The sequence below is a fragment of the Stenotrophomonas sp. YJH_SMC_43 genome (assembly GCF_059372535.1).
Genome location: NZ_JCAFVQ010000002.1, coordinates 846971 through 863024, shown reverse-complemented (window position 1 = coordinate 863024; position 16054 = coordinate 846971). Strand labels below are relative to the sequence as shown.

General features: G+C 65.5%; 10 protein-coding genes and 1 tRNA gene. 7 read left to right on the top strand and 4 right to left on the bottom strand.

What is annotated here, in order from left to right; genetic code table 11:
• Positions 1–73 precede the first annotated feature (73 nt).
• Positions 74–2746, top strand: a complete 2673-nt coding sequence (aceE, locus tag AC5QAH_RS10465; RefSeq protein WP_495232327.1) for a pyruvate dehydrogenase (acetyl-transferring), homodimeric type — start codon at positions 74–76, stop codon at positions 2744–2746.
• Between the two features lie 51 nt (positions 2747–2797).
• Here the strand turns inward: aceE and AC5QAH_RS10460 are convergent, their stop codons facing one another.
• Positions 2798–3280 (bottom strand): hypothetical protein, encoded by a 483-nt coding sequence (locus AC5QAH_RS10460; protein ID WP_010484263.1) that lies wholly within the window; start codon positions 3278–3280, stop codon positions 2798–2800.
• Positions 3281–3471: 191 nt separating this feature from the next.
• On the opposite strand from AC5QAH_RS10460, the gene AC5QAH_RS10455 reads away from it, so the two are divergent.
• The 4 genes from AC5QAH_RS10455 (at position 3472) to AC5QAH_RS10440 (ending at position 9543) form a co-directional block, all read left to right on the top strand.
• Positions 3472–4701, top strand: a complete 1230-nt coding sequence (locus AC5QAH_RS10455) for an MFS transporter (protein WP_495232326.1) — start codon at positions 3472–3474, stop codon at positions 4699–4701.
• A complete protein-coding gene (locus AC5QAH_RS10450) occupies positions 4698–5855 on the top strand; it encodes an ROK family protein (RefSeq protein WP_049412646.1) in 1158 nt (385 codons plus the stop codon). Before AC5QAH_RS10455 ends, AC5QAH_RS10450 begins: the two co-directional genes overlap by 4 nt.
• 86 nt (positions 5856–5941) lie before the next feature.
• On the top strand, positions 5942–8437 hold the full coding sequence (locus tag AC5QAH_RS10445; RefSeq protein WP_241874939.1) for a TonB-dependent receptor domain-containing protein: 2496 nt from the start codon (positions 5942–5944) through the stop codon (positions 8435–8437).
• The gene (locus AC5QAH_RS10440; protein ID WP_010484259.1) at positions 8437–9543 is read left to right on the top strand and encodes a YdcF family protein; all 1107 of its coding nucleotides are present in this window, start codon (positions 8437–8439) and stop codon (positions 9541–9543) included. The genes AC5QAH_RS10445 and AC5QAH_RS10440 overlap by 1 nt, the downstream gene beginning before the upstream one ends.
• Before the next feature lie 17 nt (positions 9544–9560).
• On the opposite strand, the gene fauA is transcribed toward AC5QAH_RS10440, so the two are convergent.
• Positions 9561–11732 (bottom strand): TonB-dependent alcaligin siderophore receptor FauA, encoded by a 2172-nt coding sequence (gene fauA / locus AC5QAH_RS10435; RefSeq protein ID WP_495232325.1) that lies wholly within the window; start codon positions 11730–11732, stop codon positions 9561–9563.
• Between the two features lie 111 nt (positions 11733–11843).
• Complete coding sequence (locus AC5QAH_RS10430; protein WP_043402458.1) at positions 11844–12779, bottom strand: helix-turn-helix transcriptional regulator; 936 nt, start codon at positions 12777–12779, stop codon at positions 11844–11846.
• Positions 12780–12918: 139 nt separating this feature from the next.
• Between AC5QAH_RS10430 and AC5QAH_RS10425 the strand changes: the two genes are divergently transcribed.
• Complete coding sequence (locus AC5QAH_RS10425) at positions 12919–15249, top strand: TonB-dependent receptor (protein WP_159360000.1); 2331 nt, start codon at positions 12919–12921, stop codon at positions 15247–15249.
• A gap of 114 nt (positions 15250–15363) precedes the next feature.
• Positions 15364–15819, top strand: coding sequence for a DUF4189 domain-containing protein (locus AC5QAH_RS10420; RefSeq protein ID WP_032953406.1), 456 nt, complete (start codon positions 15364–15366; stop codon positions 15817–15819).
• A gap of 95 nt (positions 15820–15914) precedes the next feature.
• Here AC5QAH_RS10420 and AC5QAH_RS10415 read toward each other — a convergent pair.
• Positions 15915–16007 (bottom strand) — tRNA-Ser (locus tag AC5QAH_RS10415).
• Positions 16008–16054: the final 47 nt, after the last annotated feature.

Below are 16054 nucleotides of genomic sequence, written 5' to 3'. Positions count from 1 at the left end.
CGCTCCAGTGCTGTGCGCCCTGCCGGTGTTGTCGCCCAGGCAGAAGTCCGACCGGCGCCCTCTGGAGACCGTCATGAACCAAGCCCTGAACCCCTTCGATACCGACCCACTGGAAACGCGGGAGTGGCGTGAATCGCTGGAGGCGGTGATGCAGGCCGGCGGCCGGCCGCGCGCGCACTACCTGATCGACCAGCTGAGCGATCTGGACGCGCAGCAGCACGGCGACCTGCATACCCGTGCCTGGACCGCCTACGTCAACACCATCCCGCCCGAGCGCCAGCCGGCCTACCCGGGAGACCTGGCCATCGAGCGCCGCCTGAACGCGATGATCCGCTGGAACGCGATGGTCATGGTGCTGCGTGCCGGCAAGCATTCCAACGTCGGCGGCCACATCGCCACCTACCAGTCCGCGGCGGTGCTTTACGACGTCGGCTTCGATCACTTCTTCCGTGGCCGCACCGACACCTTCGACGGCGACATGATCTACATCCAGGGCCACTCCGCGCCGGGCATCTACGGCCGCGCGTACGTGGAGGGCCGCATCGATCCGGCACGGATGGACAACTTCCGCCGCGAAGCCGGCCGCGAAGGCCTGTCCTCGTATCCACACCCGCGCCTGATGCCGGAGTTCTGGCAGTTCCCCACCGTATCGATGGGGCTGGGTCCGCTGACCGCCGCCTACCAGGCGCGCTACATGCGTTACCTGGAGTACCGCGGCCTGAAAGAACACCAGGGCCGCAAGGTCTGGGCCTTCCTCGGCGACGGCGAAATGGACCAGCCCGAATCGCTGGCGGCAATTTCCCTGGCTGGCCGCGAGCGGCTGGACAACATCGTGTTCGTGGTCAACTGCAACCTGCAGCGCCTGGACGGTCCGGTACGCGGCAACGCCAAGGTCATCCAGGAACTGGAAGGCACCTTCCGCGCGGCCGGCTGGAACGTGATCAAGCTGATCTGGGGCAGCGGCTGGGACGACCTGCTGGCCCGCGACCACAGCGGCCTGCTGCGCCAGCGCATGATGGAATGCGTGGATGGCGACTACCAGACCTTCAAGTCGCAGAGCGGCGCCTACGTGCGCGAACACTTCTTCGGCCGTTACCCCGAGCTGCTGGAGCGGGTCGCGCACATGAGCGACGACGAGATCTGGGCGCTGGCACGTGGTGGCCACGATCCGCAGAAGGTGTACGCCGCCTACCAGCAGGCGGTGAACACCCGCGGCCGGCCGACGGTGATCCTGGCCAAGACGGTCAAGGGATTCGGCATGGGCGAAGCCGGCGAAGGCCAGAACATCAACCACCAGCTGAAGAAGATGAGCGCCGATGCGGTGCGCGCCTTCCGCGACCGCTTCAACCTGCCGGTCAGCGACGAGCAGCTGGAGGAGATGCCCTATCTGCGTCCGGAGCCCGGCAGCGCCGAGGCCGCCTACTTCGCCGAGCGCCGCCGCATCCAGGGCGGCCAGCTGCCGGCGCGGCTGGCGAAGGTCGATCCGCTGCCGTTGCCGCCGCTGTCGATCTTCAACACCCAGCTGCAGGGCAGCGGCGATCGTGGCCAGTCCACCACCATGGGCTTCGTGCGCATCCTCACCATCCTGCTGAAGGACCCGGACCTGGGCAAGCTGGTGATTCCGATCGTGCCCGATGAATCGCGCACCTTCGGCATGGAAGGCCTGTTCCGCCAGATCGGCATCCACTCCTACCTGGGCCAGCTGTACACCCCGCAGGATGCCGGCCAGCTGAGCTATTACAAGGAAGCCAAGGACGGCCAGATCCTGCAGGAAGGCATCAATGAATCCGGTGCGATCTGTTCGTGGATCGCCGCCGGCACCGCCTACAGCAACCACGGCCTGGCCACGATTCCGTTCTACATCTTCTATTCGATGTTCGGCCTGCAGCGTGTCGGTGACCTGGCCTGGGCCGCTGCCGATGCGCGTACCCGCGGCTTCCTGCTCGGTGCCACGTCGGGCCGCACCACGCTGATGGGCGAAGGCCTGCAGCACGATGACGGCCACAGCCACGTGCTGTCGTCGGTGATTCCGAGCTGCGTGTCCTACGACCCGACCTACAACTACGAGCTGGCGGTGATCATCCATGACGGCCTGCGCCGCATGTATGTCGACCAGGAAGACATCTACTACTACATCACCGTGCTCAACGAAAACTACCCGCAGCCGGCACTGCCGGAGGGCGTGGAAGCGGGCATCCTGAAGGGCCTGTATCTGCTGCATCCGGCAGCCGCCGATACCGCCTCGCAGCCACGCGTGCAGCTGATGGGCAGCGGCTCGATCCTGCGCGAAGTGGAAGCCGCGGCAGAACTGCTGCAGCAGGACTTCGGCGTCGCCAGCGATGTGTGGAGCGCCACCAGCCTGACCGAACTGCGCCGCGACGGCCTGGCCGCCGAACGCTGGAACCTGCTGCATCCGGCCGAGGAGCCGCGCGTACCCTACGTGCAGCAGTGCCTGCAGGGCCATGAAGGCCCGGTGGTGGTGGCCACCGACTACATGAAGATCATAGGCGACCAGATCCGTCCCTTCGTCAACGACCGCCGCTTCACCGCACTCGGCACCGATGGCTTCGGCCGTTCCGACACACGTGAATCGCTGCGCACCTTCTTCGAAGTGGATCGCCACTTCATCGTGCTGGCCGCCCTGAAATCACTGGCTGACGAAGGTCGCATCGAACGCTCGCGGATGCAGGAGGCCATCGACAAGTACGACATCGACGCCGGCAAGCGCGACCCGGCCGCGGTATAAGGCTGCTGCATTCACCACGCCCGCTGTGCGGGCGTGGTGCAGGCGGCGCCGCTACGGTATCCGCTTGAACAGATTGGTCTGCAGGATCGGCGTGCCGTCGTGGCCGTAGAACGCCTTGGTCTCGGTCATCGTCGTACGGTCGGCCGCCACGGTATAGATGCGGGTGGAGGCCGGCGTGCCGTGGTCCACCAGCTGCATCACCAGGGTGTTCGGCGCCGGCAGTTTCAGGTTGGCCTTGTCCGCGCCGTAAGTACCGGACAAGGGCCCCGGCGTGCCGTCCAGCGCCAGCGTGCCGTCGGACTTCATGGTCTTGCCGTCGTGCAGGACGATGTCCACATGTGAACTCCAGCGCCCCGCACCGGCGTCCTTGAACTCGAGCACCACATGCTTCGGGCGCTGCGCTTCGGGAAGTGCAGACGTGGCGATATCCAGCGACCAGCGCCCCAGCAGCGGTGAGGGCGAAGCTTCCACTGCCAGCGCCGGAACGGCGGAGAGCGAAAGCGCAGACAACAACACAGCGGACAACAGTTTCATACGTTGCTCCGTTCCAGTGAAGAAAGCGCTGCGTGACGCGTGGTGGGGGCAGCAGGGCAAATGCTGCACGCCCGCGGCAGGGGGTGCAAGCCACGCGCTGAATGCCCGGCCACCCGCCATGTCAGGACCATGTCACACAGGGGTAGTAGAACGATCCAGCATCTCCGGCTCTTCTCCCCCAGTACACGGCGTTGAACGCGCAGCCCTCGCCACGGCACCTCTATGCCGCCGGCCACTTTGCCCGCACCCTGGCCTGGTCATTCGTGGATCTGGTGCTGGGCTACTACCTGCACGCGCGGCTGGGGCTGTCGGCGGCCCACACCGGCCAGCTGCTGGCCATTTCACTGGCCTACAGCAGCCTGCTCGATCTGCTGCTGGCCGCCGTGTTCACCCGCCTGCGCAACCAGCAGCGCCTCGCCCTGCGCCTGCAGCTCATCGGCGGGCTCGGCACGGCGGCCAGCGCCTGCCTGCTGTTCAGCCCGGGCAACGCAACCGAGCCCGCCTTCCTGCCATTGCTGGTCGCATCGTTGCTGTTCCGTACCTGCTATGCATTCTACGACGTGGCCCAGAACGCGTTGACGTCGTTGCTGCCCCGTGACGAGGTCGAGGCCATGCGCTATGTCTCCACCCGCGCCGTGGTAGTGCCGATCTCCAAGCTGTGCATTGCCTCGGCGCTGTTCGTCGTGGTCGGTACGCCTGCGTCCCAGGGCAGTGGCAACGCGTTGCTGATCTGCATGGTCATCGGCGTGCTGATCGCAGCCGCTGCGCTTCCTTTGGCCTGCGTCGCAACGCCCCCACGGCCCAGCGCAACCAGGACGCCCGCTGCTGTTGCCCTGCCCCTGCCAGCGCTGCTGCCGGTTCTGCTGGCCGCGGCGGCGGAGACGACGCTGGTCGGCCTGGCAGGGCGTCTGTTCCCCTTCGCCGAACATGGGGCAGCGCTGACCTTCGCGATGGTGGCGGGCATGGTGGTTGCCCCCTGGCTCTGCCTGCGCCTGCGTACAACGCTGCACAGCGAGACTGGGATGCTCGCGTTGATGTCGGTGCTGGCCGTCGGAGCCGTCGGCGTGTACCTGGCCCTCCCCTCCACGCCCATAGCGATTGCATGTGCCGCGACCCACGGGACGGCGGTGGCCAGCGTCGGCCTGGTACTGTGGCGACGCACCGCGCTGATCGCCCGTCGCCACGCCATCCATGGCGGACGCGACGATGACCTCAGCTGCTTTGCACTGCTCACCGGAACCATGAAGCTATCCATCGCGGCCTCTTCGTTGCTGCTGGGCGAAGTGCTGCCCGGTATACAGGCGGGCGATCTGGACACCTCGGTCGCCCTGGTCTCGCTGGTCGCCATCGGCAGCCTGCTTTCGCTGGCCGCATTGGCCTGGCCCATCCCTCCAGCACGCAGCGAGGGCCTGCGCCCGTGAGCCTGGCCCCGACATCGCGGCTGCGCCGCAAGCCGCTGATCGCGCTGGAGGCCGACCATAAGCGCATCATCTGGCTGTTGCGCACGATGGGCGCGGTTCCCCGCATCACCATCGCCCACCAGCTGGGCATGCACAACGGCGCGTTGACCCGCCTGGCGCGTGAGCTGCTGATGCTGGAAGTGATCGAGGAGCAGGAACAGCTGTCCGATGGCCAGCGCGGCCGTCCGTCGGTGCCACTGGCGCTGTCCGGCCGGGGCGGCTATGCCGCCGGCGCCACGGTGCATCCCGGTTGGCTGGAGATCGCACTGGTGGATTTCGCCGGCCAGCTCATCGCCCGTGATGCCACCGCATTCGACAGCGCAGATCCCCACGATTTCGTCCATTGCGTGGACCAGCGCCTGCGCAGCCTCACCAGCAGCACCGGACTGATGCGCGCGCGGTTCCTGGGCCTCGGCGTGGCCGTTCCGGGGCCCGTGGTCGAAACCGGTCCGGCACGCCGGCACGCGGTGGACTGGCTGCATGGCTGGCGCGATATCGACAACGACCAGTTCTTCGAAGACTACTTCGGCTTCCCGGTGTGGGTGGAGAACGATGCAACCCTGGCGGCGTTGGCGGAGTACTACGACAGCGGGCTGATCCGCGACTGCGCTTCGGCGCTGCTGCTGTATGTCGGCCACGGCGTGGGTGGCGGCGTGATCCACCGGCGTGATGTGATGCGCGGTGAGTTCGGCAATGCAGGCGACATCGGCCGCCTGTTCCGCATGGACGCACCGCGCCCCTCGGGCATCGACCTGCTGGCCACGTTGCGCGACGCCGGCGCCGGGATTCCTTCGTTGTTCGAGTTGGAGGCCTGCCTGGAAAGCCATGCCGGCATCATCAGTGCCTGGGCCGAACGCGCGGGAAACCAGCTGGGCGCGGCGGCCAATACCGGCGTGGCGTGGCTCGATCCGGGCGCCGTGATCCTGTCCGGTTCGCTGCCCCGCCAGGTACTGGAAGCGTTGGGGCAACACCTGCAGCAGCCGGCACGCTGGAGCAGCGCGCTGGACAGCCTGCGCCTGCCGCAGGTGCATGTGTCACGGCTGGGAGGATCTGCGGTATCGGTGGGCGCGGCGCTGCTGCCGATCCACCAGCTGGGCGCCGATGCCATCGTTTAATTGTTTATTTCCGCCGAAGTAAACAATTCCGTCATCGCCCGGACCTACCGTGCAGCGGTCCCCCTTCCCTGCATGGCCGCCCTCCGATGAACATCAGCCCCCTGGTCCTGGGAATCTCCCTGGCCTTGATATCCCTGCACGGCAACGCTTCTGCGCAGGACGCCCCGGTCCAGAACCAGGGCAGCGTCGACGCCGCAACGCTGGATGCGGTGGTCGTCACCGGTGCGGCGCGCACCCAGCGTCGTTTCGATGCGTCCTTCGCAGTCAATTCGCTCAGCCGCGAAGACGTGCAGAAACTCGCACCGAAAAGCTATGCCGACCTGCTCGGGTCCGTGCCCGGCATCCATGTCGAAGCCACCGGAGGCGAGGTGCAGAACATCACCCGGCTGCGCGGCATTCCCACCGATCGTGGCTTCATCGCCTTCCAGCAGGACGGCCTGCCGCTCTACCAGGAGCTGGATGGCCACTTCTTCAATTCCGGCGACGGCATGAACCGGTTCGACGTGATGAACCAGCGGGTGGAGATCGTGCGTGGTGGTCCGGCGCCGATCTATGCGAGCAGTGGCGGCGCCATCGTCAACAACATCCTGGCCGAGGGCTCGGAACAGACCCACGGCAAGGCCCAGCTGACCGTCGGTGACACCGGGCTGTACCGTGGCGAGATGTACCAGTCCGGCGCCCTCGGCAAGGACACCTTCTATGCGGTCGGTGGATTCCTGCGCCAGCACGATGGCTACCGCGACAACGGCTTCCCGAACGACAAGGGCGGGCAGATCAGGGGCAACATCAAGCACTACTTCGATGACACCAGCTGGTTCAAGGTCAGCGGTACCTTCGTCGATGACCACAATACGTTCTACCTGCCGATCCCGGTCGCCGATCCGCGCAATCCCAGCGTCCCGCTGGACCCGTACATCGACTACTTCGACGGTACGCTGAACTCGCCGTCGCTGCGCAGTGTCAACCTGAAATACCTCGATGGCGGCGGCGTCCTGCAGGGCATGAACCGCGACCTGGCCGATGGCCGGCACATGCGCTTCGGCAACATCGGCTTCCAGTACGAGAATACCGCCAGCGATTGGACGATCTCGCTGAAAACCGGTTACACCAAGGGCCGCAACACCTTCGACGCACTGTACTCGACCACCAACCCGGTCGACGCACGCACTTTCGCCAACGGCTATCTGGGCGCGGCCCGTAGCGCCTTCGGCGCCGGCGTCGCGCGGATGGGCTACGCTCTGGCCGGCAGCAACGGGGCGAGCGCCTACGCCCCCTATGCCGACTCCGGCCTGGTGATCTCGGCCCAGTACCGGGCCGCAGATTCGGACTTCTACTCCGGCCAGGCCGACTTCAGCGCGACGCGGTTGTTTGAAACGGCCTGGGGCAGCCACGATCTGAACATCGGCGCATATACGGCCTTCTTCGGCACCACGGCCTTCAGTCTGTACCAGGACATGCTGATGGAGATGCGCGGCAAGCCACGCCTGCTGGATCTGGTGGCCTACGGCAACGATGGCGCCCCCTTGGGATACGTCACCGACAAGGGCGCGCTGCGTTACACCACTACCCTCAATCGCGGCAAAGTGGATGCCCGCATGTTCGCGGTGTATGCCAATGACACCTGGGCACTGACGGACCGCTTCAAGCTCGACGCAGGCATCCGCCATGAACGCTACCGCTATGAAGGCTATGCAGAGCAGACCGCCCAGGTCGACCTCGGCGACCGCACCACACTGGCCGACAACACCACGCGCCGGTTCACCAGCGTCGTCCAGAACCATCGCCTGGATCCGTCCGCGACCAACTGGACCGTCGGTGCGAACTTCGATTTCACCTCTTCGGTGGGTGCTTACGCCCGCGTCTCGCACATGGAGATCGTTCCCAACTCGTCGGTGGCACGCTCGATCGATCCCACCATCGTGCAGACGCAGCTGGACCAGTACGAGCTGGGCCTGAAGGCCGGATTCGGCCGGTCCTACCTGTACCTGACTGCGTTCTACACGAAGTTCGACCCGCTCAACGCCTCGTTCGTGGCGTTCAACCCGACGACCGGCCGCAATGACCAGTCGGTGCCGTTCATCGGTACCGCCGTCTCCAAGGGCATCGAACTAGATGGGCTGTTCCGGCCGCTCGACTGGTTCAGCATTGCCGGTTCGATCACGGTCAGCGATCCGCAGTACGACAGCCTGCAGAACGATTCCGGCGCCGATCCGGCCGCCGTCAACGGCAAGCAGATCGTTCGCGAGCCCAAGCTCTACGGCAACCTCCGCCCGACCTTCAGCTTCCAGCACGGCCAGGACCAGTTCGAGACCTGGCTGCGCTATGACGTGGTCGGCAAATCCTATGTTGATCTGTTCAACCAGACGGCGCTGCCTGCCTACCAGACCCTGGGGCTGGGCGTTTCATGGAAACGCGGCAACTGGGGCGCACAGCTGGTGGGCGACAACCTGACCAATGAAAAGGGACTCACCGAGGGCAACACCCGCACCGATGCCCTGGCCGGACAGGGTTCGGCCGAGGCAATCTATGGACGGCCGCTGTTCGGCCGCAACGTCCGCCTGATGGTGAGCAGGAGCTGGTGATGCATCGACGATTTGCCTTGTCCCTTGCCCTGCTTGCCGCGGCGGCGCTGCCGCTTGCGGCGGCGGCCGACGACCGCGACAGCGCCGCGCTGGCCGCACGACTGTTCCCCACCCTCATGCAGTTGAAGCCCGATACACTGCCCGGTGATGCGCGCGCCCTCCTGGCCGAACGCATGCAGCAGCTGGCCGACTGCCGGACCGCCACCTGCACGCTCGCGTCCGCACGCTGGACGCCCACGCAGGCCGGCCTGTTGATCGCCGCGGCTCCCGCGCACGCCCAAGCCATCGAACGGGAACTGGCAGGCCTCAACAACATTCTCTCCGTCTACGGCCAGGGCCAGCCACCCCGCTACGACGCCATCGACGGCCCGGTCGGCGCGGCGGGCAGCACGCGACTGGCCGGCGACGTCGCCATTGCCGTGCAAATGAGCGAGGTGGACGCCAGCGCGGCCTACACCGCCTTCGATCGCAGCATCGCGGTGGCGGTAGGCCTGCTCGATGCCAATGACCGCCTCGATGCGATCCGCTTCGAGCCGATCAGCGCGGGAATGAACGCCGCGCCGTTTGCGCGTGCGCGGCAGCTCGATTGGAATGCGCATCCGTACACCGCGATCATCGTGCTGGGCCAGGGACCGGACGAATTGACCACCCCGCTCAGCGCCGGCAGCAAGCTGCGCCTGAAGGCGGCCGCGCAGCGCTACGCGGCAGGTGATGCACCCTTCCTCATCGTCTCGGGTGGTGCGGTACATCCACGCGGCACCCGCAGCGTCGAAGCGGTACAGATGCGCGAAGCGCTGATGGCACGCTTCGGCATTCCCGCAGATGCAATCATCATCGAGCCGTATGCCCGCCACACCACCACCAATCTGCGCAATGCGGCCCGGTTGCTGGCGGCCCTGCAGGCCCCGCCGCGGCAACCGGCATTGGTGGTCAGCAGTCCATCGCATATCGATTCGGTCGCCAGCAGCGCCTTCAGCGAGCGCAACCGCCATGAACTGGGTTACGTTCCGGGCAAGGTCGGTTCACGCGTTTCCCCGTACGCGATCCCGTTCGTGCCGGCTCCCGAATCGCTGCGCATCGATCCGATGGATCCGCTGGATCCCTGAACGGCGCGACGGCATCTTCAGTAACCGACCTTCACCGTGAACATCACGTTTCGCGGTGCCCCGTACCAGCCCTGGTTGTAGAAGCCGATCTGCGAATAGTAATGGCGATCAAACAGGTTGTTGATGTTGACCGCCGCCGACACATTGGAGCTGAACTGGTAGCGCGCCATCAGGTTCACCAGTGCGTAGCTGGGCTGCTGCACCGGCACCCGGCGATTTCCGGGCGCGGTGGCGGTCTGGTACATGCGGTTCTGCCAGTCCACGCCACCGCCGATGGTCAGCCGGTCCCAGGCACCCGGCAGCCGCCAGGTAGTGAACAGCTTGAACAGGCTGCGCGGCTTGGCGGTGTTGATCGCCCTGCCCTGCGCGTCCTGCGCGATGAAGGTGGTGAAGCTGGTGCCCAGGCTCCACCCCGGCAGCGGCTCACCGGCCAGTTCCAGTTCCAGGCCGTCTACCGTTGCGCCCTTCACTGCGCGGTAGGCCGCCTGCGTGCTGCCTTCGACCAGACCACCGGTGGCCTCGGCCAGGTTGTCCTGCTGGGTGCGGAACAGCGCCACCGACGCATTCAAGCGCTCCTGCAGCCAGCTGCCCTTGACGCCCAGCTCATAGCTGCGGCCGCTGACCGGGTCGAGGATCTGTCCGGATTCGTTGCGGTTGTTCTGCGGCTTGAAGATGCCGGTGTAGCTGGCGTAGGCGCTGCTGTAGTCGTTGAGGTCCCAGACCACACCGGCATAGGGCACGAACTCGTTGCGGTAGCGGTACTTCCGTTTGCTGCCGAAGTAGACCTGGTCGGTCTCCCAGTTGCTCAGGCGGCCACCGACGATCACATGCAGCGGATCAGCCAGCGACAGCCGCGCCACGGCATAGGCACCGCTCTGATGATTGTCCAGATCATCGGCCTGGGTCTTGTTGCTGGCCCACACCGGCTCGGGCGTGCCCGGCCCGTGCCAGTCGAAATAGCTGGCCAACGGCGGCAACGGGGCCAGTGCGCGGTACTGCCCCAGTGCGATCTCGTCGCGTGAGCGCGACCAGCCGACGGACGCCGTGTGCTGGCGGCCGAACAGCTGGAAGGGACCGGTCAGGCTGACACTGACCGCCTCACGGCGCACCGGACCGTCGTAGCGGGTGAAGCTGTTGCCATTGGGCATCGCCCCGGTCACCGGATCGGGATAGCCGCCCCGGTAGAGATGCTTCATCTCCATATCGGTATGCGAGCGGCTGTAGGACACGCGTGCCTGCCAGTCGTTGCCGAAGCGATGGTTGAAATCGAAGAAGCCGTTGCGGGTATCGGCGCTCATCCGTGCCCACGGCGCGGTGGCCGATGCCGAGCGGTCGAAGCGGGTACGCGTGCCGTCGGCGTTGAACAGCGCAAAGCCGCTGCCGAAGCCACGATTGTCGTTGGCCTGGTAGGAGATACCGGCGATCAATCCGGTGTCCTCGCCCAGATCCACGCTGACCACGCCGTAGAGCGTCTTCGTGGTGCTGTCCAGGCCAGCGGTGTAGCTGTCGCCCTCGGCCTGCGCAGCGACCATGCGGCCACGCACGCGCCCTTCCCGGCTGAGTGGGCTGGACACGTCCACCCAGGCACGGCGCGCGTCCCAGCTGCCGAGGCTGATGCCGCCACTGGCAGCAACGTCGCGCAGCGGGCGCTTGCGCACGTAGTTCACCGCCGCCGACGGATTGCCGGCACCGGTCATCAGGCCATTGGCGCCGCGCACGATCTCGATGCGGTCGTACACCACCATGTCCAGGTTGTTCTCGCCAAAATTCCACGGCGACAGCACCGGCATCACCACGCCATCGAACTGATAGTTGTCGATGTCGAAGCCGCGCGCCGAGAATGAGTAGCGGTTGGCATCACTGCGCGTGACCGAGATGCCCGGAGCAGTGGCCAGCGCATCGGCGGTGCTGAGCAGGCCCCGGTCCTCGATCTGCTGGCGGGTGATGACGCTGACCGACTGCGGCGTCCGCCGCGAGGTCAGTGACAACCCCGTCGCCGTGCCCATGGAGTCGGTGGTGTAGGAACGTGAGGATTCGGTGCTGCCATCGAGATCGGCCGTGACCTGCACGGTGGGCAGCTGCGAGGTGTTCGCGGCGGGGGCGCGCTCGGCGCCGTGGGCAGTATTGAACAGCGCCAGGGTCGTGCCGATGGCGGTTGCCAGGGCGCGCGGGCGGATACAGGCGGGCATGGGAGATCCAGCAGGAGAGAAAGGCTGGATGAGAATTATTGTCATTTGAGCGTGAGCACACGTATGCGTAGACGCAGCAGATGTATGCGCACTGCCGACGCTGATCCGGCGTCAGCGCAGCTGGCTGGGCGCGATGCCGTAGCGCGCACGGAACGCGGTCGCGAAATTCGTGGCATGCCGGTAACCGACGAAATGCGCGGCCTGCTGTACGCTGCAGCCCTGCCGCAGCTGTGCGCAGGCCAGTTGCAGGCGATGCTCGCGCAGCCAGCCGAACACCGAGCACTGATACACCTGCTGGAACTTCAGGCGCAGGCTGCTTGGGCTCATGCAGGCCAGGCGCGCCAGATCCTCCAGGCAATGGTCGGCGGCTGGAGCCGCCTGCAGGCAATCCATCACCCGCTGCAGCATGCGGCGGTCACGTGCTGAAACACGCAGGTCCGGCGATGCCTCCCTCGCAGGCGCCCCCAGCGCCAGGGCCAGCATCTGCAGGCCGATACTCTCGCACAGCAGTGCATGCATCGCGCCGTGCCAGCTGCCCGACAGCAGCTGGTCAGCGGCGTGCTCGAGATGCCCGGGAACCTGCCAACCACGTAACCGCGGGTGACCGGTGCGATGCGCGGTGGATAGCAGTTCGCTGATCATCGGGTCGTCAATCCCGGCAGGTGCGTCCAACGAGACATTCAGGCTGCGCATCCGCTGCCCGGCGGGATGAATCGCGGTCATCGGTGCTGCCTCGGCCAGCACCATCGTGCCGGCACCCGGGTTCATGCCGATCACTGCCTGCCCCGCCAGCCGCGCCCCTGCGCGTCCCTCCAGCATCACGATCGCCGAGAAGGCCGGCGGCGATTCCGAAGTTGCCTCGAACGGCTGATGGGCGATCACGTCCGACAGCGCCAGGGTCATGCCCGGGCGCAGGCGACGCTGCTCCACCCTGCCTTGCACCACGCACTGTTCACCCGACAGATCGGCGGCCGACGCCGGCAGGCGATAGCGGAAGCCGCTGCTGCGGCCCAGGCGATCAAGGTCGGCAAGGGTGAGGTTGAGCATGATGGGACCAGAGGGGATCGTCCCGCATTTTCATATGAGAACCATTCTCATATCCACCACCTGCCGCAAGGCCCATTTCGCCCTTGTCGATACAAATAGTTACGTTATAACATTTCACATTGTTTTCACGGATCGTGCCATGCGTCGCCACCTGCTTGCTGCTGCCATTCTGTTCGCCGTCCACACCGCCCAGGCCGCGGACGAACCCACCCTCCCCACCCTCCAGGTCCAGGCCTCCCAGCCCTCGCGCATCGACACCCGGGTCACTGTCGACAACCCACAGGCGCAGAACCGCACCCTCGGCGGCCTGCTCGAACACGTCTCCGGCGTGCAGAGCAGCGCCTTCGGGCCAAACGCGGGCGCTCCGGTCATCCGCAGCCTCAGCGGCAACCGCGTGCAGATCCTGCAGGACGGCCAGTCCATCCTCGGCATGAACGCGATCAGCGGCGACATCAACATTCCGTTCGATCCACTGTTCGTACGCAGTGTGACCGTCAACAAGTCCTCCGACACCGTGCGCTACGGCGGCAATGCGATCGGAGGCAGCGTGGAGATCGATCCGGGCCTGATCTCGCGCAGCATGGAAGACAGGGACCAGTCGATGGAACTGGTCCTGCGCAAGGGCTTCAATGCCGCCGACGCGCAGGGCTTCCGCATGAACTTCAACAACCAGCGCAACCTCTCGACCAACCTGCAGGTCTCTCGGCAGCGCATCTCGCACTACGACATCCCCGGCAACAGCAAGGCCAGTGTCTGCAACACCCGACTGTTTCCGCCGACCGGCGGCGTCAACTCGGCGCTGGCCGACAGCTGCCAGAAGGAGGCGCGCGTCCAGCAGATCTACAACAAGGCCTCGCAGCCTTACATCGACCAGTTCATGACCGAGAACCCGGACTGGGCCGATGGTGATTTCTCGTTCTACACCAACAACCCGACTTCGGTCTGGCAGCGCCGTACCTATATCAATCCGGTCAATCCGGCCTATGTCGCCGGCACGCCGTCATACGTACAGAAGCAGATCAACAATGATGTGACGCCCGATTACCATCACCGGTTGGGCAACAGTTACGCGCGCAATTCGCAGGTGGCGTTCGGGTCGACCCTGTTCTTCGACCGTGGTTACGTGGGTGTCAGCATCGATGCCAAGGACAGCGAATACGGCGTGCCCGGGTTCTCGATGCAGAACCTGTCGTTCGGTTCCAACTACGCCAACGCATTGCCGGTGGGCGTGGTGATCAAGCAGGAACGCTACGCACTGGAAGCCCTGTTGCGCGACCCGCTGCCGTGGTTCGAGCGCGCCGAACTGCGTGTTTCCAAGCTGGACAACACCTCGGGCGAACGGCTGGGTGCCACCCGGGCCAACGACTACGATTTCGAGAGCACCCAGGCCGAACTGCTGCTGAGCCATCAGCGCGTCGGTCCACTCAGCGGCCTGCTCGGTTACAGCCACCAGTCGCGCGATGTCACCGGCAGCGGCTCGCTGCGCTACCTGCCTGACGTCGACACCCGCAGCAACGCGGTGTTCCTGAAGGAGACGCTGGACTTCGGCTGGGCCAGTTTCGACGCTGGCGTGCGCCACGAGCGCATTGACCATGACCTGCAACCAAGCCGCTTCAAGACCGCGCGCAATGCCGCCAACACGAAACTGCAGGATCGTTCCTACCGGCTCAACAGCTACGGCCTGGGTTCGTACGTCGAGCTCGGTCCGTTGTTCGCCGCCAAGGTGCGCTACTCGTCCTCGCAGCGCGCACCGGAGATCAATGAGTTGTATGCGAGCAACGCGCACTACTCGGTGATGACCCAGGAAGAAGGCAACCAGAACCTCGAGCCAGAGCGCGCGAAAAACCTGGAGCTGACCGGCCTGTTCCATATCGGAGGGTTCGAACTGTCGGCCACCGCGTATCGGATGAAGTACGAGAACTATCTGTACCTGGGTTACTCGGGCGTGCAGACCGCCAACCGCCTGCCGCTGAAATACTGGAAGCAGACCGACACCACGGTGAAGGGCTTCGAGATCGACGCATCGCAGGCCCTGGACCTTGGCCGCTATGGCACGTTGAACATCTCCGCCTTCGCCGACCTGGTGAAGAACAAGGCCGATCACCCCGATTCGCTCCGTGCCCACAACGACGGCGAGTACCTGCCGAACATGCCGACCAACCGCTACGGCGCCAATCTGCAGTGGCAACGCGAGGGTTGGAAGGCGCAGCTGTCCAGCACCTACTACGACACGCAGAAGTACCTCGGCCGCAACGTCAGCGAGGAAGTGCCACTGGATGCCTTCAACCTGGTCGACCTGCAGGTCAGCCGTGAGCTGCCGGTACGCAACAGCTACATCGCCGGCATGGAGGTGTTCGTCAACGGCAGCAATCTGCTCAATGAAGAAGCACGCCCGCACAACTCGCCGTTGAAGTACATCGCGCCGTTGCCGGGGCGTGGTTTCCAGGTGGGGGTGACGGTGAGGCTCTGACGGTCAACCGATGGCGCCGCCCGCGGTTCGATGAACTGCGGGCTCGGCGTAGTGGCGGCAACGTTGCGCTTCAAACCCGGTCTGATCCACCATCAGCAGAAAATGGAGATGGGAATGAACTGGATGCGCCCCCTGTCACTTGGCCTGTTGCTGTGCCTGTCATCCGGCGCCAACGCGGCCTCCGCCATCGTCTACGACGACGATGGCCGCTACGGCTACGCCATGAACCACAGCACGCTGTCGGCTGCGATGCAGCGCGCACTGCAGCACTGCGCCGTTCGGTCCCGCAACTGTGCGCAGACTGCCACGACCACCGCGGTGGGATATTCGGCGATCGCTACCGGCACCGTCGCCATGGGCTTTGCACTTGGGGAAAAGACGGCGGACGCCGCACAACGCAAAGCGGAAAGAATGTGCAGGCAACGTGCCAATGACTGCACACTGGCAATTCTCTGGCGCGAAACGCCAAGCGGCATTGCGCCGCCCGCTCATCCGGGTCATGCGGTGCCGGAGCCCAGGCTCTATTCCTCGCCCGAAGTCGGGCAGGACGCGGCTGGCACCACCCACTAGGCCTGCACAACGCCGGTGCGGCGCAGCCGTGTATTACCGCGTTGAACAAAGAAAAACGCCTGCAGATCGAGGATCTGCAGGCGCTTCTTTGTATCTGGCGGAGTGAGAGGGATTCGAACCCTCGATAGAGCTTTTGACCCTATACTCCCTTAGCAGGGGAGCCCCTTCGGCCACTCGGGCATCACTCCGGGGTTTTCTCCGCGTCTGGTGCGTTGCACCTCAGCGGGGCGTGAAT

Bases quoted from the DNA above. Each gene is read 5' to 3' on its own strand.
- AC5QAH_RS10445 (WP_241874939.1), top strand. From the start codon at position 5,942: ATGAACATCAGCCCCCTGGTCCTGGGAATCTCCCTGGCCTTGATATCC.
- AC5QAH_RS10460 (WP_010484263.1), bottom strand. From the start codon at position 3,280: ATGAAACTGTTGTCCGCTGTGTTGTTGTCTGCGCTTTCGCTCTCCGCC.
- AC5QAH_RS10430 (WP_043402458.1), bottom strand. From the start codon at position 12,779: ATGCTCAACCTCACCCTTGCCGACCTTGATCGCCTGGGCCGCAGCAGC.
- AC5QAH_RS10440 (WP_010484259.1), top strand. From the start codon at position 8,437: ATGCATCGACGATTTGCCTTGTCCCTTGCCCTGCTTGCCGCGGCGGCG.
- fauA (WP_495232325.1), bottom strand. From the start codon at position 11,732: ATGCCCGCCTGTATCCGCCCGCGCGCCCTGGCAACCGCCATCGGCACG.
- AC5QAH_RS10425 (WP_159360000.1), top strand. From the start codon at position 12,919: ATGCGTCGCCACCTGCTTGCTGCTGCCATTCTGTTCGCCGTCCACACC.
- AC5QAH_RS10420 (WP_032953406.1), top strand. From the start codon at position 15,364: ATGAACTGGATGCGCCCCCTGTCACTTGGCCTGTTGCTGTGCCTGTCA.
- aceE (WP_495232327.1), top strand. From the start codon at position 74: ATGAACCAAGCCCTGAACCCCTTCGATACCGACCCACTGGAAACGCGG.